At 72.6% G+C, this 19,584-nt stretch carries 15 protein-coding genes; 10 read left to right on the top strand and 5 right to left on the bottom strand.

Translation table 11 applies throughout. The features are described 5' to 3' along the window. Positions 1-419: 419 nt before the first annotated feature. From AC3ETA_RS26350 to AC3ETA_RS26335, 4 genes are read right to left on the bottom strand one after another with little or no spacing between them, the layout of a single operon-like run. Positions 420-1,421, bottom strand: coding sequence for a DNA-3-methyladenine glycosylase family protein (locus tag AC3ETA_RS26350; RefSeq protein WP_432195382.1), 1,002 nt, complete (start codon positions 1,419-1,421; stop codon positions 420-422). Positions 1,422-1,480: 59 nt separating this feature from the next. Next, the gene (locus AC3ETA_RS26345) at positions 1,481-2,812 is read right to left on the bottom strand and encodes a coenzyme F420-0:L-glutamate ligase (protein WP_432195381.1); all 1,332 of its coding nucleotides are present in this window, start codon (positions 2,810-2,812) and stop codon (positions 1,481-1,483) included. Next, positions 2,809-3,768 carry a 2-phospho-L-lactate transferase gene (gene cofD, locus AC3ETA_RS26340; RefSeq protein ID WP_432195380.1) on the bottom strand — a complete coding sequence of 320 codons (960 nt, stop codon included), beginning with the start codon at positions 3,766-3,768 and terminating at the stop codon, positions 2,809-2,811. Before cofD ends, AC3ETA_RS26345 begins: the two co-directional genes overlap by 4 nt. A 34-nt stretch (positions 3,769-3,802) precedes the next feature. Next, complete coding sequence (locus tag AC3ETA_RS26335; RefSeq protein ID WP_432195379.1) at positions 3,803-4,309, bottom strand: cysteine dioxygenase; 507 nt, start codon at positions 4,307-4,309, stop codon at positions 3,803-3,805. A 714-nt stretch (positions 4,310-5,023) separates the two neighbouring features. Here AC3ETA_RS26335 and AC3ETA_RS26330 point away from each other — a divergent pair. The 3 genes from AC3ETA_RS26330 (at position 5,024) to AC3ETA_RS26320 (ending at position 10,717) form a co-directional block, all read left to right on the top strand. Then, on the top strand, positions 5,024-5,287 hold the full coding sequence (locus AC3ETA_RS26330; RefSeq protein ID WP_010986447.1) for a WhiB family transcriptional regulator: 264 nt from the start codon (positions 5,024-5,026) through the stop codon (positions 5,285-5,287). Between the two features lie 226 nt (positions 5,288-5,513). After that, complete coding sequence (locus AC3ETA_RS26325; protein WP_432195378.1) at positions 5,514-9,188, top strand: glycosyltransferase family 2 protein; 3,675 nt, start codon at positions 5,514-5,516, stop codon at positions 9,186-9,188. Then, complete coding sequence (locus AC3ETA_RS26320) at positions 9,185-10,717, top strand: DUF5719 family protein (RefSeq protein WP_432195377.1); 1,533 nt, start codon at positions 9,185-9,187, stop codon at positions 10,715-10,717. Before AC3ETA_RS26325 ends, AC3ETA_RS26320 begins: the two co-directional genes overlap by 4 nt. Positions 10,718-10,758: 41 nt before the next feature. Here AC3ETA_RS26320 and AC3ETA_RS26315 read toward each other — a convergent pair whose 3' ends face one another. Beyond that, complete coding sequence (locus AC3ETA_RS26315; protein ID WP_432195478.1) at positions 10,759-11,202, bottom strand: metallopeptidase family protein; 444 nt, start codon at positions 11,200-11,202, stop codon at positions 10,759-10,761. Between the two features lie 343 nt (positions 11,203-11,545). Between AC3ETA_RS26315 and AC3ETA_RS26310 the strand changes: the two genes are divergently transcribed. The 7 genes from AC3ETA_RS26310 to AC3ETA_RS26280 all read left to right on the top strand — a co-directional run bounded on the left by AC3ETA_RS26310 (position 11,546) and on the right by AC3ETA_RS26280 (position 19,482). Next, on the top strand, positions 11,546-11,920 hold the full coding sequence (locus AC3ETA_RS26310) for a DUF3499 domain-containing protein (protein WP_218162383.1): 375 nt from the start codon (positions 11,546-11,548) through the stop codon (positions 11,918-11,920). 158 nt (positions 11,921-12,078) lie between these two features. Beyond that, complete coding sequence (locus AC3ETA_RS26305) at positions 12,079-13,695, top strand: L-lactate permease (protein ID WP_432195477.1); 1,617 nt, start codon at positions 12,079-12,081, stop codon at positions 13,693-13,695. A 103-nt stretch (positions 13,696-13,798) separates the two neighbouring features. Next, entirely contained in the window at positions 13,799-15,163 is a 1,365-nt protein-coding gene (locus AC3ETA_RS26300; protein WP_432195376.1) for a phosphomannomutase/phosphoglucomutase, read from the top strand. A gap of 405 nt (positions 15,164-15,568) precedes the next feature. Beyond that, positions 15,569-15,739, top strand: a complete 171-nt coding sequence (locus AC3ETA_RS26295) for a Trm112 family protein (RefSeq protein WP_432195375.1) — start codon at positions 15,569-15,571, stop codon at positions 15,737-15,739. Between the two features lie 107 nt (positions 15,740-15,846). Then, complete coding sequence (locus tag AC3ETA_RS26290; protein ID WP_432195374.1) at positions 15,847-16,974, top strand: SIS domain-containing protein; 1,128 nt, start codon at positions 15,847-15,849, stop codon at positions 16,972-16,974. Between the two features lie 233 nt (positions 16,975-17,207). Continuing rightward, positions 17,208-18,359, top strand: a complete 1,152-nt coding sequence (manA, locus tag AC3ETA_RS26285; protein ID WP_432195373.1) for a mannose-6-phosphate isomerase, class I — start codon at positions 17,208-17,210, stop codon at positions 18,357-18,359. Between the two features lie 142 nt (positions 18,360-18,501). Further along, positions 18,502-19,482, top strand: coding sequence for a cation diffusion facilitator family transporter (locus tag AC3ETA_RS26280; RefSeq protein WP_432195372.1), 981 nt, complete (start codon positions 18,502-18,504; stop codon positions 19,480-19,482). Positions 19,483-19,584 lie beyond the last annotated feature (102 nt).

The following is a 19,584-nucleotide window of genomic DNA, read 5'->3' as shown; positions in this document are numbered from 1 at the left end:
GCTACTGGGCGGGGGTGCGCGCAGCGCCTTCCGCTGATGGGTGGGTCGGGGACGTGCCGGGGGTGCCCGTCCTCGGTCCGGCGGTTGCCGCGCCTCAGGAACTCCGCGTTTCTTGACGCCGGCCGCTGCGGGCGGACACCTCCGGCACGTCCCCTTGCCGCCGTACGCGGGTGCGGGTGCGAAGGGGCTTCCCCTTTCGACGCCGGTCCGCTGTGTCTCAGCCCGTCCGGCGTTGGAGGACGGGGCCGTTCAGGCCGATGCGAGGTCTGGGGCGGCAGCCCCAGGGGGAGGGCGGGGGCGAAGGGGCAGCGCCCTTGGATGGGGGTCCCCCTGCTCAAGCGAAGCCGAGAGCTTGGGGGAGGGACGGGTAGGGGCGGCGGGGCGAGGGAAATGGGGCCGTCCCCGGCGGACCGGTGTCGCTACAGGCGGCCGATATCGCCCCGCGGCATCCGCGGAGCCCGCCGCGCCGGGACCCTTCCGCTCAGCAGGATCAACCGAGCCGCCCGATGCCGCTGCCCCGCATACGGCTCCAGCAGCTCCAGCATCACGGAGTCATCCGCATCCCGGTCCCCGGCCAACGCGAACCCCACGATCCCCGGCAGATGCAGATCCCCCACGGTCACCGCATCCGCCGCCCCATGACTGCGCTGCACGACCTCCGCCGACGTCCACGGCCCGATCCCCGGCACGACCTCCAACCGGGCCTGCGCCTGAGCCGGAGGCATCCGCACCGCCTCCTCCATCCGCGCAGCGACCCGCACGGCCCGCAGAATCGTCGACGCCCGCTTGTTGTCGACCCCGGCCCGATGCCACTCCCAGGACGGGATCAGCGCCCAGGTCCGCGCATTTGGCATCACGCACATCCGCCCGGGCGCGGGCCCGGGAGCCGGCTCCCCGAACTTCCGCACCAGCAACCGCCACGCCCGGTACGCCTCATCGGTCGTGACCTTCTGCTCCAGCACCGACGGAATCAACGACTCCATCACCAGCCCGGTCCGCGTCAGCCTCAGCCCCGGCCGCCGATGCCGGGCCATCGCCACCACCCGGTGCCGCGGCACGAAGACGGACGGATCGTCGGCCGCCCCGAGCAGTTCCGGCAACCGCTCCAGCAGCCACTCGGCGCCCGGCCCCCACGCCTCGCTCCGCACCTCGGCCCCGCGCGCGGCGACCCGCAGCGTCCCGGGCCCGGCGGGCGTGAGGCTGGCCCGCCACACGGAACCGTCCGGCATCGCCCGGAACGTCGGATCCCCCGGCCCGCGCCGCAGGGGCCCCAGCACCAGCCCGAGGTCGAGCGGCCACTCCGGCACCCAGGTCCGCACCCGCCCGGCGGCCGCGGCCTGACGCGGTATCCCCCCGGGCACGGCGACATGCCCACCGCGCACGGTCGTACGCGTGGGCCGCGGAGAGAAACGTCCTGCCACGAATGAGGTCCTAGGGGGAGGGGAGGTGTCCTACGAGCGTAGGCGCTGGACGGCGTGGGTCACCGCACCTCGATGAAAGCCGCGGCATCCCGCTCCGGCCTCGCCCGCGGCGCCTCCGCCGGGTGGCCGACCGCCACCGCCCCCATCGGATCCCAGTCCTCCGGCAGCCCGAGCACCTCGCGCACCACGTCCCGGCAGAACATCGTCGACGACACCCACGCCGAGCCCAGCCGCTCCCCGGCCAGCGCGACCAGGAAGTTCTGTACCCCGGCCCCGGTGGCGACGACGAACATCTCCCGCTCGGCGCCGTCCCGCCGCGCGTCGCCGTAGGTGTGCGAACCGTCCATGACCAGGCACGGCACCACCAGATACGGCGCGTTGCGCAGCACGTCCCCGCGCCGTACCCGCTTGGCGATCGACTCCTCGCTCTTGCCGTCGCGCCGGAGGTCGGCGATCCAGGCGTCGCGCATCGCGTCCAGCAGCCGCGTCCGTGACTCCGGCGACTCCAGCAGCACGAACCGCCACGGAGTGGTGTGGTGCGGCGCCGGCGCCGTGACCGCCGCGGCGACCGCTCGTCGAACGGCCCCCGGGTCGACGGGCTCGTCCGTGAACGCCCGTACCGTACGGCGCTGGGTCACCGCCTCGCGTACCGCCTCCGAGGTCCCCAGCCGGAACATGTCGTCGCGCGCGTCGCGCACCATGGCCCGCGCGCCGGCGCCGTGGTCCGCGGCCACGGTGTGCGCCAGCCCGCGCACGACGGCGACGGGCAGCCCGGCCGCCTTGCCCTTGACCAGGTCACCGGCGGCGGCGAGTTCGTCGGCGGTCGCCACGACCGTCGCGCTGAGCGGGTTGCCGTGCGCGTCCGTGCCGCCGCGCAGGTCGTCGAGCACGTGGATGCCGGCGGCGCCGATCGCGACGTCGGTGAGCCCGGCGCGCCAGGGGCGCCCGAAGGTGTCGGTGACGAGGACGCCGACGTCGACGCCGAGGACGTCGCGCAGCCCGTCGCGGATCGCCCGCGCGGACGCGTCCGGGTCCTCGGGCAGCAACAGCACCGTCCCGGCGGGGGTGTTGGAGGCGTCCACCCCGGCGGCGGCCATCACCAGGCCCTGCCGGTTCTCGACGATGCGCAGGGGACCGCGGCGCGCCACGACCCGTACCGTCTCCGCGTCGATCGCGGACTCCCGGTCGCCCGCCTCCACGATCCGGCCCTCGGCCTTGGAGACGATCTTCGAGGTGACCAGCAGCACGTCCCCGTCGACGAGACCGGGCTCGGTGGCCGCGATCAGCTTGGCCAGGTCGTCGCCCTGCGCGACCTCGGGGAGGCCGGGGACGGCCCACACCCGGTAGCCGGGAGCGCCGCCGGGCCGGGCTTCCTGCTGCTCGCCGCTCAAATTCCCCGCACCTCCTCCGCCAGCTCCAGCGCCTCGCGGGCCATCTGCGCGGTGGCGTCGAGGTCGGTCATCATCAGCGGTACGGCCCGGCAGCGGATCCCGGCCGCCTCGACCCGCTCCACCGAGCCGGCGTCCACGGTGTCCACGAGCCAGCCGTCGAGCAGTCCCGAGCCGTAGTGCTCGGCGACCGCGGCGGCCGTCGACTCCACGCCCACCGCCGCGAGCACCTTGTCGGCCATCCCGCGCACGGGCGCGTCCCCGACGATGGGGGAGAGTCCGACGACCGGCACGCCCGCCTCGGCGATCGCCTCGCGGATGCCGGGCACGGCGAGGATGGTGCCGACCGAGACGACCGGGTTGGACGGCGGGAAGAGGATGACGTCGGCCTGGGCGAGAGCCTCCAGGACGCCGGGCGCGGGCTTCGCCTGCTCGGCGCCGACCGGCACGATCGCCTCGGCGGGGACCGAGGCCCGCAGCCGTACCCAGTACTCCTGGAAGTGGACTGCCTTGCGCTCGCCCTCCTCCACGACGGCGACATGCGTCTCCACGCGGTCGTCGGTCATGGGGATGAGACGCACTCCCGGCTTCCACCGGTCGCACAGCGCCTCCGTCACCGCGCTCAGCGGATATCCGGCGCCGATCATCTGCGTCCGCACGATGTGCGTGGCGAAGTCCCGGTCACCGAGCCCGAACCACTCCGGGCCCACGCCGTACGCCGCGAGCTCCTCCTTGAGGTGGAAGGTCTCGTCGGCCCGGCCCCAGCCCTGTTCCTCGTTGATACCGCCGCCGAGCGTGTACATCACCGTGTCGAGGTCCGGGCAGACCTTCAGCCCGAAGAGGTGGATGTCGTCACCGGTGTTGCCGATGACGGTGATGTCCGCGTCCGGCACGGCCCGCTTCAGACCACGCAGGAACCGGGCACCACCGATGCCGCCTGCCAGAACCACAATGCGCATGGGCCCAAGTCTTGCAGGCGGGTACGACAACGCGTCAGGCAGTCACCGGACGCGCCTCGGCGCGCGCCTCGCAGGCCGACGAGGTGTGCATCGGCATCTCGGTCAGGCCCGGGTAGTACACATGCAGGCTCACCGCGGGCTCCAGCGCGTCGTTGACCACGTCGTGCGCGTACCCCGGGGCGAACACCCGCTGGGCGCCGGCCGCCAGCACGCGCGTGCCGCGCCCGGTGCGCTCGGTGAGCGTGCCGTCGAGGACGGTCAGGACGCCGGAGGAGCGGCCGTGGTCGTGCAGGCCGCTGCCCTGTCCGGGGACCCAGGACAGCAGCCACACCTCGTAGCCGGGTCCGGTGCGCAGCCGGTGGTACCAGCGCGTGGTGGCGTCGTACCGGACGAGGTGCTCCCACTGCGAGCGGTCGGCTGCGACGGAGCGGGCCAGGCCGACGAAGTCGGCGACGGTGGCCGGGTGCTCGCGCGGTGCCTGCAGGAGGTGCTGGACTTCGAGGATGTCGCCGGCGATCTGGAGGTCGCTGTCGCTGTTCATGAGGTGCGTGGGTTCCTTGGCGGAAGTGGGGGATGGCTGGGTGTCGGTCGCCGTCCGCCCGGGTCGCGGGGGACGCAGTGGCCCTGGTCGGGGCGTGGGAACAAGCAGCCGAGTCGCGGTGGACTCAGGGGCAGCCGGAGCGGCGGGAGAGGCTCAACAGCTGGAACAGCAACAACAGCTACAGCGAGCGCGGGCAGCACCGTGGGACCCGGCGGTGCGGGTCGAGGTGAGTGCCGAGTTCGCGAGCATGCCCACAAGGACAGCGGTTCGCACCTTCGGTGTCAACTCGGCGCCCGCCCTGTGGGACATGTTTCACCTCATCCGGTTCATCTCTGTGACGAAAGGTTTGTTCATGAGATGGACCGGACACATGGCGCACAATCGGGCGCACGACGTCGTTGTGATCCTGTGATCCGACTGTGATCCGGTTCGCTTCCGCGCGTGTGTGCAACGAGATCGAACTTCTGGGCGTCCTTTTCCGTGCAGGCTCTGCGGAGGGCGGGAGGCCCTCCCGGGTCTCGTCTGCGTGTCAAGGTTTATGCCGATTTGAACACTTTCCGCTAGGCCTTGGTTCCGCAGAGTGAATAAGGGGCTCAATAGCAGATCTCGGCTTGACTCGCCCGGAGCAGCACACTTGTAATTTCACTCGTGTCGTTCAGCCGGAATCGGTAACGGCTACATCACGGGGACGCGAAAGACAGACGAGGGGCGCACATGACCGAGCTGGTGCAGCAACTGCTGGTCGACGACGCGGACGAGGAACTCGGCTGGCAGGAGCGCGCGCTGTGCGCCCAGACCGACCCCGAGTCCTTCTTCCCCGAGAAGGGCGGCTCCACCCGCGAGGCCAAGAAGGTCTGCCTCGCCTGTGAAGTCCGCTCCGAGTGCCTCGAATACGCCCTCGCCAACGACGAGCGCTTCGGGATCTGGGGCGGTCTGTCCGAACGGGAGCGTCGACGGCTGAAGAAGGCGGCCATCTGACCGCACACCGGCCGCCCGGCCGTCGTGGGCCCGGCCGCAGGACCGGGCGTCCGCACGCACATACGTCTCGAACAGGTCTCGAACGGCCCGTCGCAGGTGGGTTATCCACAGGCGGCGGGCCGCCGTGATGCCCAGCCGATAGTGTGGTCGCTCGTCCGAGACGCCCCGGTGTCCCCTCGGGGCACGGGCGTCCACCGCAGTCCATCGAACCGGGGCCCGTACCTCGATGTCCGTGCACAGCCACACGGCAGCCCAGCACGACTCCGCTGCCACTCCTGAGTTCCCGCGTCATGTGGTGACGGCGGTGCTCGTCTCCCACGACGGCGCCCGCTGGCTGCCCGACGTGCTCGCGGGGCTGCTCGGCCAGGAGCGTCCCGTCCAGTTCGCCGTCGCGGCCGACACCGGCAGCGCGGACCAGTCCGCGCAGCTGGTCACCGACGCCCTCGGCGCCGACCGCGTACTGCACCTCGCGCGGCGCACCGGATTCGGCCAGGCCGTCGAGGAGGCCAACCGCACCGCCCCCCTCCTCACCCCGGACGAGCTGACGTATCTGAAACGGCCCAGCGGCTGGGACCCCGTCACGCGCACCTGGCGCGACGACGCCTACGACATGCCGGAACTCCCCCACGGGGAACCGGTCCAGTGGCTGTGGCTCCTGCACGACGACTGCGCGCCCGAACCCGACGCCCTGGCCCAGCTGCTGCGCGTCGTGGAGAACGAGCACGAGCTGGGGCGCGACGACATCGCCGTGATCGGCCCGAAGCTGCGCGGCTGGTACGACCGCCGCCAGCTCCTTGAGGTCGGCGTCACCATCGCCAACTCCGGCCGCCGCTGGACCGGCCTGGACCGCCGCGAGCAGGACCAGGGCCAGCACGACCACGTGCGCTCGGTGCTGTCCGTGTCCACCGCCGGCATGCTCGTCCGGCGCGACGTCTTCGAAGAGCTCGGCGGCTTCGACCGGCGACTGCCCCTCATGCGGGACGACGTCGACCTGTGCTGGCGCGCCACCGCCGCCGGGCACCGCGTCCTCATCGCCCCCGAGGCGGTCGTACGACACGCCGAGGCGTCCTCCCGCGAGCGCCGCACCGTCGACTGCGTGGGCCGCACCGCCGCCTCCCCGCACAAGGTCGACAAGGCCGGCGCCGTCTACACCCTGCTCGTCAACACCCGCACCGCCGTGCTGCCGTGGGTGCTGCTGCGCCTCGTCGTGGGCACCGTCCTGCGCACGCTCGCCTACCTCGTCGGCAAGGTCCCCGGACAGGCCCTCGACGAGATCCGCGGCCTCATGGGCACCCTGCTGCGCCCCGAGCGGATCATCGCCGGACGGCGCAGGCGCGGGCGACCCGTCATCGACAAGGCCGAGCTGCGGGCCCTTTTCCCGCCGCCCGGCGCGACCGTGCGGGCCACCGTCGAACAGGCCGCGAGCAGCCTCGTCGGCCGCTCCGACCCCGAAGTGACCTCCGGCGCGGGACGGCACGGCAGCGCCGTCGAGTCCGGACCCGGCGGCGACGACGCCGACTTCCTGGAGATAGAACAGTTCGCACGCCTCAAGCGCGTCGCCCGCAAGCCCGGGCCGGTGCTCTTCCTGGCGCTGCTGTTCGCCTCGCTCATCGCCTGCCGCGAGCTCCTCGGCGGCGGCGCGCTCGCGGGCGGCGCCCTGCTGCCCGCCCCGGCCGAATCCGGCGAGCTGTGGTCCCGTTACCTGGATGCCTGGCATCCGGTGGGCGCCGGCGGCACCTCGACCGCGCCGCCCTACCTCGCGCTCGTGGCGATGCTCGCCTCCACCCTGCTGGGCTCGACCGGGCTCGCGGTCACCGTGCTGCTGGTCTGCTCGGTGCCGCTGGCCGGATTCACCGCGTACTTCGCCTCCCGTCCGCTCGTCGAGTCGCGCCTGCTGCGTGCCTGGGCGGCCGTCGTCTACGCCTTCCTGCCCGCCGCCACCGGCGCCCTCGCCGGCGGCCGCATCGGCACCGCCGTACTCGCCGTCCTGCTGCCGCTGATCGCCCGCGCGGGCATCGCGGCCAGCGGCCTGGCGAACAGCTCCGACGCCCGGGGCAGTTGGCGTGCCACCTGGGCGTACGCCCTGCTGCTGACCGTCGCCACGGCCTTCACGCCGATCATCTGGCCCATCGCGCTGCTGCTCGGCATCGGTCTGCTGGCGGTGCGCCGCACCGACATCACCGCGTACGGCCTGCGTTTCCTGGCCCAGTTCGGTGCGCCCCTGCTGGTGCTCGCGCCCTGGTCGCTGTCGCTGCTGCCGTTCGGCTTCTTCCGCGAGGCCGGTCTGGAGTACGGCGCCTCGGCCGCGTCCGCCCTGGACCTGCTCGGCGCCAGCCCCGGCGGGCCCGGCACCGTCAGCGGACTGATGCTCATCGGCGTCGTGCTGGCCGCGCTGGCTGCCCTGCTGCGCTCCGAGCGTCAGCTCGGGATCCGGACCGCCTGGGCGGTCGCCCTGCTGGGCTTCCTCTTCGCGGTCCTGTCCAACGGCTCCACCTGGGCCGGCCCCGCGACCCTCGTCTACGGCATCGCCCTCCTGGCCGCCGCCCTGCTCGGCGCCGACGGGGCACGCTCGCGCGTGGCCGAGCAGAGCTTCGGCTGGCGTCAGCCGGTCGCCGCGCTGATCGCCTTCACCGCGGCGGCGGGCCCGCTGCTCGTCGCCGCCGGCTGGATGATCCGCGGTGCCGACGGACCGCTGGAGCGACGCGATCCCGTGCAGGTGCCCGCGTTCGTCGCCGAGGAGAGCGGCAGCCGTGACCAGGCCCGCACCCTCGTCCTCGACAGCGACTCCTCGGCCCACGTCGCCTACATGCTCGTGCGCGGCTCCGGCGCCCGCCTCGGCGACGCCGAACTGGCGGTGGCCGACGGCGAGAACACCAAGCTCGACAAGATCGTCGCCAACCTCGTCGCCGGTTCCGGCGCCGACCAGGCGGACCAGCTGGGCGCGTTCGCCGTGCGCTATGTCCTCGTGCACAAGGGCGCGCCGCGCGACGTCACGCGCGTGCTGGACGCCACGCCGGGGCTGTCGCGGCTGAGCGAGCAGAACGGCAGCGCGCTGTGGCGCATCGACCGCCAGGTGTCGCGGGCGGCCGTCGTCGCGGGGTCCGGCTCGGGCACCGCGGCCGGTGAACCCCAGCCGGTCGCCGCCGGGCCCGTCGAGATCCACACCACGGTCCCGGCCGGCTCCGACGGACGGGTGCTGCGGCTCGCCGACAGCGTCGACGACGGGTGGACGGCCACGCTCGACGGCAAGGAGCTCACCCCGACCACGGTCGACGGCTGGGCCCAGGGCTTCGAACTGCCCGCCGACGGCGGCAGGCTGGACGTCACCTACGACGACCCGATCGGCCACACCGTCTGGCTGTGGGCCCAGGGCTTCCTCGCCCTCGTGCTCGTCGTGATGGCGCTGCCCGGACGCCGCCGCGACATCGACGACGACCTGCCCGAGGAGACCCCCGTCCCGGCCGAGACCATGGCGGGCGAGGGCCGCAGGGCCCGTCGGCTGCGCGCCCAGGCCGAGGCCGAAGAGGGCGCTCAGGACGGGGAGTTCCCGCCGCCACCGGTTGCGGAGCCGTCCACGGGCATTCCGCAGCAGACGCCCTACGGGGAGTGGGACACCGCCAGCTACGCGGGCGCCGAGTACGGCAACTACGGCGGCGAGCAGTACCAGGGCGGTCAGGGCGGCGAGCAGTACCCGGCGGGCGGCGCCTACGACCAGGGGTACCAGGCGGACCCGTACCAGGGCGGCCAGTACGACCCGTACGCGTACGGCGGTCAGGCGCAGGGCGGGTCGTACGACCCCTCGTACGACCAGACGTACCAGCAGGGTTACGACGCCACGTACGACCCGCAGCAGCAGCAACAACAGCACGGCAGCGAGCGTTCCGACGGGAGCCAGCAGTGAACCGCACCACCCTGTCCCTCATCGCCGGCGTCGGCGCCCTCGCCGCCGTCACCGGGTTCGCGGCGCTGACGTCACCGGACGCGTCCGGCGCGAGCCCCGCGAAGGCGGCCGCCGAGCTGCCGGTGGAGCGTACGAGTCTGGTGTGCCCGGCGCCGAGCAGTTCGGACCTCGCCGAGACGACGTACACCTCGTTCACGCCCGTCACCAAGGGGACGGCGAGCGACGGCAAGGCGGAACTGCTCTCCGCGGGCGAGGAGCCGGGAGCCGCGGCCGACGACAAGGACGGCAAGGACGGCAAGGACGGGAAGGCAGGCAAGGGCGGCAGGACGGCCGCCGACAAGCCTGTTCTCACGGCCAAGGAGCCCGGGAAGCCGGTGGCCGAGGACGCCTCGGGGGCCGACTCGCCGGCGCTCGTCGGGACCGCCGAGGGGAAGTTCGCGCCCGGTTGGACCGTCCAGCAGACCACCCGGGTCGCGGCCGGCACGGGGCGCGGGATCCAGGGCGTCAACTGCACCGCTCCGGACACCGAGTTCTGGTTCCCGGGCGCCAGCACGGCACCCGACCGCACGGACTACGTGCATCTGACGAACCCGGACGACTCCGCCGCCGTCGTCGACATCGAGCTGTACGGCAAGGACGGCGCCCTGGAGACCACCGCGGGGGAGGGGATCACCGTTCAGCCGCACTCCGGCGAGCCGATACTCCTGTCCACGCTCATCAGCGAGAAGCAGGACAACGTCACCGTGCACGTGAGCGTGCGCAGCGGCCGGGTGGGTGCCTCGGTGCAGGCGCTGGACGACAAGCTCGGCGGCGACTGGATCGCGGCGTCCGTCGATCCCACGGGGAGCCTGGTGCTGCCCGGCATCCCCAAGGACGCCACGGCCGTGCGGCTGATCGCGTTCGCGCCGGGCGAGTCGGACGCGGATCTGAAGGTGCGGCTCGCCTCGCCGTCCGGGTCGATCACACCCGCCGGGAACGAGACGCTGCACGTCAAGGGCGGGATGACCAGCGCGGTGGACCTCGGTGACGTGATGCGGGGCGAGCCGGGGTCGCTCGTGCTGACACCCACGGACCGTGCCGTTCCGGTGGTCGCCGCGGTCCGGGTGGTGCGCGGGAAGGGCGCCGGGCAGGAGACGGCGTTCATCCCGGCGAGCAGGGCCGTCGGCAAGCGCGCGACGGCGGTGGACAACACCGGCAAGGGCACGACGCTGTCCGTGACGGCGCCGTCCGCCACGGCGGAGATCAAGGTCACGGCGTCCGCGGGCAGCGAGGGCGGTTCGGCGGTCTCGAAGACGTACACGGTCAAGTCCGGTACCACCCAGCAGGTGGAGGCGCCCGTCCCGAGCGGCCTGAAGGGCACCTACGCCCTCACGGTCGAGACGGTGTCGGGCGGGCCGGTGTACGCGTCCCGCACGCTGACGTCGTCGCAGGACGGCGTCTTGGCCTTCACCGTGCAGACGCTGCCGGACGACCGGGGGATGGTGGCCGTGCCCGAGGCGGACGAGGACCTGTCGGTGCTGCAGAAGTAACGGCCCCGCCGGCGCCGCGGAAGCAGGGGCACCGACGGCCGTCAGTCCTCGCCGTAGCGCGGATCGACCGTCTCCGGCGTGAGGCCCAGCAGCTCCGCCACCTGCTCCACGACCACCTCGTGGACCAGGGCCGCCCGCTCGTCCCGGCCCTTGGTGCGGATCTCCACCGGGCGGCGATAGACGACCACGCGCGCGGGGCGTCCCTCGCGGGCGGGGATCGTGCCGCCCAGGGGGACCGCCTCGTCGTTCCAGGTCCGGCCGTCGAGGCGGGGGACCTCCAGGACCAGGAAATCGATGTCGGTCAGCTGCGGCCAGCGGCGTTCGAGGCGCTCCACGGAGTCCTGGACCAGGTCCGCGAAGACGTCGGCGCGGCTGGCGGCGAGGGGGACCTGGGGTGGTGCGATCGGGCCGCGCATGCCCCGTCCGTGGCGATCACGACGACGGGGCCCGGGGCCTGCGGCACGGGGCGGTACAGGGGTGTCCATCACTGATGAAGGGTAGTCCTCACGGCAGGTACCTGTCCGATCGCGGTGGGGTGGCGGGAGTGACGTCTCCCTGTCCGTGCGGCATGTCGGCAGATGACCATTCCAGCCAAGCTTGGGCTCGATTCGGCATCTCTCCGAGACCGTCGAAGTCGAGGTAAATGACGGGTTTTGTGCCGAGTGGTGACCGGATCTGTCGCTGCCCGGTATTCCGCAAAGCGGCTTTTGGGCAGGTCAGGAGGGTGGGGCAAGAGGGGCGCGCGGGGTGCCTCACAACACGACACGGTGGGGTGACCTGGGGGAGAGTCGTCGCGGCCCGCTCAAGAGTGCGGTACCGTCCAACGTCGTGAGCCCTGTACGTCGCTGTTCGCGCACCGCTTGCGGCCGTCCCGCCGTCGCGACGCTGACGTACGTCTACGCCGACTCGACCGCGGTCCTCGGCCCGCTCGCCACCTACGCCGAACCCCACTGCTACGACCTGTGCGCCGAGCACTCCGAGCGCCTGACCGCCCCTCGCGGGTGGGAGGTCGTACGCCTGCTGGACGGCTCCGCTCCGGCCCGTCCGAGCGGGGACGACCTGGAAGCGCTTGCCAACGCCGTGCGCGAGGCGGCGCGTCCGCAGGAGCGGGCGGCCGAGGCCGGCGGCGGTGGCCGCGGCGCCGACCCGATGGAGGTCGCGCGGCGAGGTCATCTCAGGGTGCTGCGCTCGCCCGACAACTGACGGTCGGTTCCCTTCGCCTGTCTTTCCTCCCTCTCTTCGTCGTGCCTTCGTTTGGTTGAGTGCTGCACAAGCATTGACGGGCTGTTGTCGCGGACACGACCATTCCGCATGTCGAAACGAGAAATCGCTTTCCGCATGACGGAATCCCGGAGGTGCCCGTGTACATCCAGGAACTGGAGCCCGTGGCAGGCTCACTGGGGCTGTCCGCCCTCGTGGCGACCCTGCCCCTGGTGATCGTGCTCGTCCTGCTGGGCGGGGTCCGGATGAAGGCGCACCTCGCAGGGCTCACCGGGCTTCTGGCGGCCGTACTGGTCGCCTGGCTCGCGTACGGCATGCCGCTCGACCAGACGCTCTCCAGCGGCGTCCAGGGTGCCGTCTTCGGGCTCTTCCCCATCCTGTGGATCGTCGTCAACGCCCTGTGGGTGTACCGGATGACGGTCCGGACACGGCACTTCGACATCCTCAGGCGGTCGTTCGGACGGCTGTCGGACGACCCGCGCATCCAGGCGCTCGTCGTCGCCTTCTGCTTCGGCGCCCTGCTGGAGGCCCTCGCCGGGTTCGGAGCGCCCGTCGCCATCTGCTCGGTGATGCTCGTGGCGCTCGGGTTCGAGCCGGTGCGCGCGGCCGTCGTCGCCCTGGTCGCCAACACGGCACCCGTCGCCTTCGGCGCGATGGGGACGCCCGTGGTGACCCTCGCCCAGGTCACCGGGCTGCCGCTGGACGACGTGGCCTCCGTGGTCGGCCGGCAGACGCCCCTGCTGGCGCTGGTCGTGCCGCTCCTGCTGGTCGGGCTCGTGGACGGCCGGCGCGGGCTGCGGGAGACCTGGGTGCCGGCCGTGGTGTGCGGAGTCGCCTTCGCCGTCGCCCAGTTCGCCGCCTCGAACTACGTCTCCGCGCAACTCGCCGACATCGGCGCCGCCTTGGCCGGCGCGGGCGCCCTGGTCGCCGTCCCGCACGCGCGTGTGCCCGCCACCGAGGCCGTACGCGCGTCCGTGCTGACCGGGTCGCGCAGCGAGGAACTCGACGAGGACGACCCGCGCGGGGAGGTCGTGCGGGCCTACGCGCCGTACGCGCTGATCGTCGTGATCTTCTCCATCGCCCAGATCCCGGTCGTCAAAGACTGGCTGGCCGGAGCGACCCAGACGTACGACTGGCCCTTCCTGAACGTCGCGAACCCGGACGGCGAGGCCGTCGGCGGCAACGTCTTCAGCTGGCCGATCGTGTCCACCGGCGGCACGCTCGTGCTGATCGCCGGGCTGCTCACGGCGGCCGTTCTGGGCGTGCACGCGCGCGTGGCCGTCAAGGAGTGGACCGCCACCGTGCACGAGCTGCGGTTCGCGATCCTGACCGTGACGTCGGTGCTCGCGCTCGCCTACGTCATGAACCTGTCCGGGCAGGCCGCCACCATCGGCCACTTCGTGGCGGCGGCCGGCGCCGGGCTCGCCTTCCTGTCGCCGGTGCTGGGCTGGTTCGGGGTGGCGGTGTCCGGGTCGGACACCTCGGCCAACGCGCTGTTCGGGGCGTTGCAGGTGACGGCCGCGCGGGAGTCCGGGCTGTCGCCGGAACTCCTGGCCGCCGCCAACAGTTCAGGAGGTGTGCTCGGCAAGATGATCTCGCCGCAGAACCTCACCATCGCGTGCGCGGCCGTGGGACTCGCGGGCAAGGAGGGCGACCTGCTGCGGCGGGTGCTGCCCTGGAGCCTGGGGCTGCTGCTGGTGATGTGCCTGATCGTGGTCGGCCAGAGCTCACCGGTACTGGGCTGGATGCTGCCCTGACCTTGAAGGTTACGGCTGGGGGTCCACTCGGCGACCGTCCGGCGCACTGTCGGTCCGGGCGGGTAGTTTGTGGGGACCGACAGGACTTTCAGGAGGGGTGCCCGTGGCTGCTGATCTGTCACAGCTGGTGAAGGCGTACGACGTGCGCGGGGTCGTACCCGATCAGTGGGACGAGTCGCTGGCCGAGCTCTTCGGCGCCGCCTTCGTCCGGGTGACGGACGCGAGCGCGATCGTGATCGGGCACGACATGCGCCCCTCGTCGCCCGGCCTGTCCCGCGCCTTCGCGCGAGGTGCCGCGGCCCAGGGCGTCGACGTCACCGAGATCGGCCTGTGCTCCACGGACCAGCTCTACTACGCCTCGGGTGCGCTGGATCTGCCGGGCGCGATGTTCACGGCCTCGCACAACCCGGCCCAGTACAACGGCATCAAGATGTGCCGCGCCGGCGCCGCCCCGGTCGGCCAGGACACCGGCCTCGCCGAGATCCGCGAACTGGCGGAGAACTGGCTGGAGTCGGGCGCCCCGGCCCCGGCCCCGCGCACGGGCACGATCACGCGGCGCGACACGTTGGAGGACTACGCGGCCCACCTCCGCTCCCTCGTCGACCTGACCGCGATCCGCCCCCTGAAGGTCGTCGTCGACGCGGGCAACGGCATGGGCGGCCACACCGTGCCGACCGTCTTCGGCGGCCTCCCGCTGGACGTCGTCCCCATGTACTTCGAGCTGGACGGCACCTTCCCGAACCACGAGGCGAACCCGCTGGACCCGGCGAACATCGTCGACCTCCAGAAGCGGGTCCGCGAGGAGGGCGCCGACCTCGGCATCGCCTTCGACGGCGACGCCGACCGCTGCTTCGTCGTCGACGAGCGCGGCGAGCCCGTCTCCCCGTCCGCCATCACCGCCCTGGTGGCCTCGCGCGAGCTCGCCAAGCACGGCGGCAAGGGCACGATCATTCACAACCTGATCACGTCCTGGTCGGTCCCGGAGGTCGTTGCGGAGAACGGCGGCACCCCGGTCCGCACCCGCGTCGGCCACTCCTTCATCAAGGCCGAGATGGCGAAGTCCGGCGCGATCTTCGGCGGCGAGCACTCCGCCCACTACTACTTCAAGGACTTCTGGAACGCCGACACCGGCATGCTGGCCGCCCTCCACGTCCTCGCCGCCCTCGGCGGCCAGGAGGGCCCCCTGTCCGGCCTGGTCGCCCAGTACGACCGCTACGCCGGCTCCGGCGAGATCAACTCCACCGTCGCCGACCAGGCGGACCGCCTCGCCGCGATCAGGACGGCCTACGAGGGCCGCGACGACGTCCGCCTGGACACCCTCGACGGCCTGACGGTCACGTCCACCGACTGGTGGTTCAACGTCCGCCCGTCCAACACGGAGCCTCTGCTCCGCCTGAACGCGGAGGCCAGGGACGAGGAGACGATGAGAAAGATTCGGGACGAGGCGCTGGCGATCATCAGGGCCTGAGCCCACGGCCTGCCGGCACCCGCCCACCTGCCGGGGCCGCGCCCTTCGACGCCGGACCTGGCACCTTAGCCCGCCCGATTGACGCCGGTCAGTAATCTTTTCAGCCCGTCCGGCGTTTGAGGACGAGGCCGTTCAGGCCGAAGCGGGGTCTGGGACGGCAGCCCCGGAAGCTCCGGGGGCGAAGGACAGAGCCCCTGGAGGAAGCGACGGGCAGGGCGGCGGGGGTGAGGCGGGGGTGAGGCGGGGGTGAGGCGGGGGTGAGGTGGGGGCGAAAACCCTCGGCTGCCCTCGGACCCCGCACAGCGCCGCCCAACCCCGGCACCCCGCCCCCACCGGCGGTACGCTGACCAGGCACATCCGCACACCCGCACGCACCACCGACCCCCACCCCAGAAGGGACCCGCCATGCCGCTGGAAGCCGGCCTCCTGGAGATCCTCGCCTGCCCGGCCTGCCACGCCTCCCTCAAGGAGCAGGAAGCCGAGCTGATCTGCACCGGCCAGGACTGCGGCCTGGCCTACCCGGTCCGCGACGGCATCCCGGTCCTCCTGGTCGACGAGGCCCGCCGTCCCGAGTAACGGGGAACACGGACTCCACAGGCGCCCCGGCACGGCCCTGGTAGCAAACCCGGCACCCCCCGCACAACAGACCCCAAAGAAAACCCGGCGATCGGAGGCCGTCGCCCATGCTCGACGAATCGCTGCTCGACACGCCGGAGGCACTCGCCGACGCCGACCGCCGTGCCCTGCTCCGCGGCGCGGCCGAAGCCGGCGCCCGCGTCCGCACCGCCGCCCGGCACGCCGTAGAGGCCGGTGTCCACGACCTCAAGCCGGACGGCCGCCCCCGAGCCGTCCTCATCGCGGGCCCCGGCGCCGCCGCCACCTGCGTCGCCGACCTCCTCGGCACCCTCGCCGGCGCCACCAGCCCGGTCACCCGGCTGGCACCGGCCGGCGTGGCCCCCGCCGCGGGCGCCCTGCGCTGGGAGCTCCCCGGCTGGGCCGGCTCCGTCGACCTCCTGCTGATCGCCACCCCCGACGGCACCGAACCCGGCCTGTCCCTGCTCGCCGAGCAGGCCTACCGCCGCGGCTGCACGGTCGTCACCGTGGCCCCCGCGGGCACCCCGCTCACCGAGGCGACGCACGGCAACCACGGCCTGTTCGTACCGATGGCGACCGCCCCGTACGAGCAGGACGAGTCCCTCGCCGCCTCCGCCCCCGGCGTCCTGTGGGCCCTGCTCACCCCGCTCCTTGCGCTCCTGGACCGCACCGGTCTGCTCACCGCCCCGCCCGACGCCGTCGAGAAGGTCGCCGACCGCCTCGACCACATCGCCGAGCGCTGCGGCCCCGCCATCGCGACGTACAGCAACCCCGCCAAGACCCTCGCCGCCGAACTCGCCGACGCGCTCCCGCTGATCTGGACCGAGGGCGTCTCCGCGGGCCCGGCCGGCCGCCGATTCGCCGCCGCGCTCGCCGAGCTCTCCGGCCACCCCGCCCTCGTCGCCGAACTGCCCGAGGCACTCGCCTCGCACAGCGCCCTGCTGGCCGGCCGCCTCGCGGCGAGCGCGGACCCCGACGACTTCTTCCGGGACCGCGTCGAGGAGACACCGGCCCTGCACGCACGCGTGGTCCTGCTGCGCGACCGGCCGATCGGCGGCCTCACCGCCGCGCCCAGCGCCCGCGACCTCGCCCTCAGCCACGACACACCGATCAGCGAGCTGGAGCCGGAACCCGGCGGTGAGCTGGAGACCCTCGCCGAACTGATCGCCATCACGGATTTCGCCGCCGTTTACCTGGCGCTCGCCTCGGGGGCCTGATCTGTCCCTGGACGCCCCGACAGCCGTACGCCGGCCCAACCGGCAGTCGTACACCGGGCGAACCGGCAGTCGTACGCCGGCCCAATCGGCAGTCGTACACCGGCCCAACCGGCAGCCGTACACCGGGCGAACCGGCAGTCGTACGCCGGCCCAACCGGTAGTCGTACACCAGGCGAACCGGCGTCCTCCTCGAAGAGAACCCGCCTACCCGCAGAGAGCAGGCAGACAACCGCATGGACCGTCTCGACAACACCGTCCGCCCCTACGCCTGGGGTTCCACCACCGCGATCCCGAAGCTCCTCGGCGTCGAGCCGACCGGTGAACCGCAGGCGGAGATGTGGATGGGCGCGCACCCGGGCGCACCCTCGCGCACCGGGCGCGGCACGCTCGTCGAGGTGATCGAGGCCGACCCGGAGCGCGAGCTGGGCGCCGCGGCCGTGGCGAAGTTCGGGCCGCACCTGCCGTTCCTGCTCAAGATCCTCGCCGCCGGCGCCCCACTCTCCCTCCAGGTGCACCCGAACCTGGAGCAGGCGAAGGAGGGGTACGCGGACGAGGAGGCCCGCGGCATCCCGGTGGACGCCGGTCACCGCAACTACAAGGACGCCAACCACAAGCCCGAACTGATCTGCGCGCTCACCGAGTTCGACGGCCTGTGCGGCTTCCGTGACCCGCTGCGCACCGCCGACCTGCTGGACGGCCTCGGCGTCGACTCCCTCAAGCCGTACGTCGACCTGCTGCACGCCCACCCCGAGGAAGCGGCCCTGCGCGAGGTGCTCACCGCGATCCTCAGCGCCGACCCGGACGAGATGGCCCACACCGTCGCCGAGGCCGCGGTCGCCTGCTCCCGCCTCGGCGGCGAGTACGCCCCGTACGCCGACATCGCCCACCACTACCCCGGCGACCCCGGCGTCATCGCGGCCATGCTGCTCAACCACGTCCGTCTCCAGCCCGGCGAGGCCCTGTTCCTCGGCGCCGGCATCCCGCACGCCTACCTGACCGGCCTCGGCGTCGAGATCATGGCCAACTCCGACAACGTCCTGCGCTGCGGCCTGACACCCAAGCACGTCGACGTCCCCGAACTCCTGCGCATCGTGCGCTTCGAGGCGGGCGACGCGGGAGTGCTGCGCCCCGAGGCTTCCCCGGACGGCGAGGAGGTCTACGAGACCCCGATCGACGAGTTCCGGCTGTCCCGGTACGTCCTCCCGGAGGGCACCACCGCCCACGACCTCACCCGCGCCACCCCGCAGATCCTGCTCTGCACGGCCGGAGCCGTCCGCGCCGGGGAGCACGAACTGACGCCGGGCCGCTCCGTCTTCGTACCGGCGGGCGAAAAAGCCGAAGTGTCCGGGGCCGGTACGGTCTTCCGGGCCACGGTCGTCGCCTGACCGAGGGCATCTCACGACCCGGCGCGCCACCGTCGGACCGGGCTGCAACAATGGCCCACCGGCAAAGGACGGGCAAAGCCGACCGGGGGCGAAGGTCCCCTCGGCGACGCTCCGCTACGAAGGCGAAGGGACAACGCGACACATGAGCGCGTCAGGCGGAACCAAGGCGATCGTGGCGGCACTCGCCGCCAACCTCGCGATCGCGGCATCGAAGTTCGTGGCGTTCGCGTTCAGCGGGTCGTCGTCGATGCTCGCCGAGGGCGTGCACTCGCTCGCGGACTCAGGCAACCAGGCCCTGCTGCTGGTCGGCGGCAAGAAGGCCCAGCGCGAGGCGACCCCGCAGCACCCCTTCGGCTACGGCCGTGAGCGCTACATCTACGCCTTCCTCGTCTCGATCATCCTCTTCTCCGTCGGTGGCATGTTCGCCCTCTACGAGGGCTACGAGAAGATCAAGCACCCGCACGAGATCGAGCACTGGTACTGGCCGGTGGGCGTCCTCGTCTTCGCGATCATCGCCGAGTCCTTCTCCTTCCGCACGGCCATCAAGGAGTCGAACGTCCTGCGCGGCAAGAAGTCGTGGAAGGAGTTCGTCCGCCACGCGAAGGCCCCCGAGCTGCCCGTCGTCCTCCTGGAGGACCTCGGCGCGCTGATCGGTCTGGTCCTCGCCCTGGGCGGCGTCGGCCTGGCCCTGCTCACCGGCGACGGCGTCTGGGACGGCATCGGCACGATCTGCATCGGCATCCTGCTCGTCCTGATCGCGGTCGTCCTGGCCATCGAGACCAAGTCGCTGCTGCTCGGTGAGGCCGCGGGCGTCGAGGACGTCGAGAGGATCGAGGCCGCCGCCGTCGACGGCGACGTCGTCACCCGCATCATCCACATGCGCACGCTCCACCTCGGCCCCGAGGAACTCCTGGTCGCCGCCAAGATCGCGGTGAAGCACGACGACACCGCCGCCGAGGTCGCCGCCGCCATCGACGCCGCCGAGGCCCGCATCCGGGAGGCCGTCCCGATCGCCCGCGTCATCTACCTGGAGCCCGACATCTACAGCGAGGCCGAAGCGGCCAAGGGCGCCGACCGAGAGGCGACGCCGGGCGGCCCGGCACAGCACGGCACCGAGCACTGACCCCTACGGTGACGGGGCCCGCCGAGTCGATCGGCGGGCCCCGTCGTCATTGCCGCGGCGTCGGTGTCGGGTTGTTTGTGTTGCGGTGCTGGTGTGGGGTTG

This window comes from Streptomyces sp. bgisy027 (genome assembly GCF_057710365.1).
The sequence above is the reverse complement of the archived record's forward strand: the minus strand, read 5'-3'. Positions and strand labels throughout refer to the sequence as shown.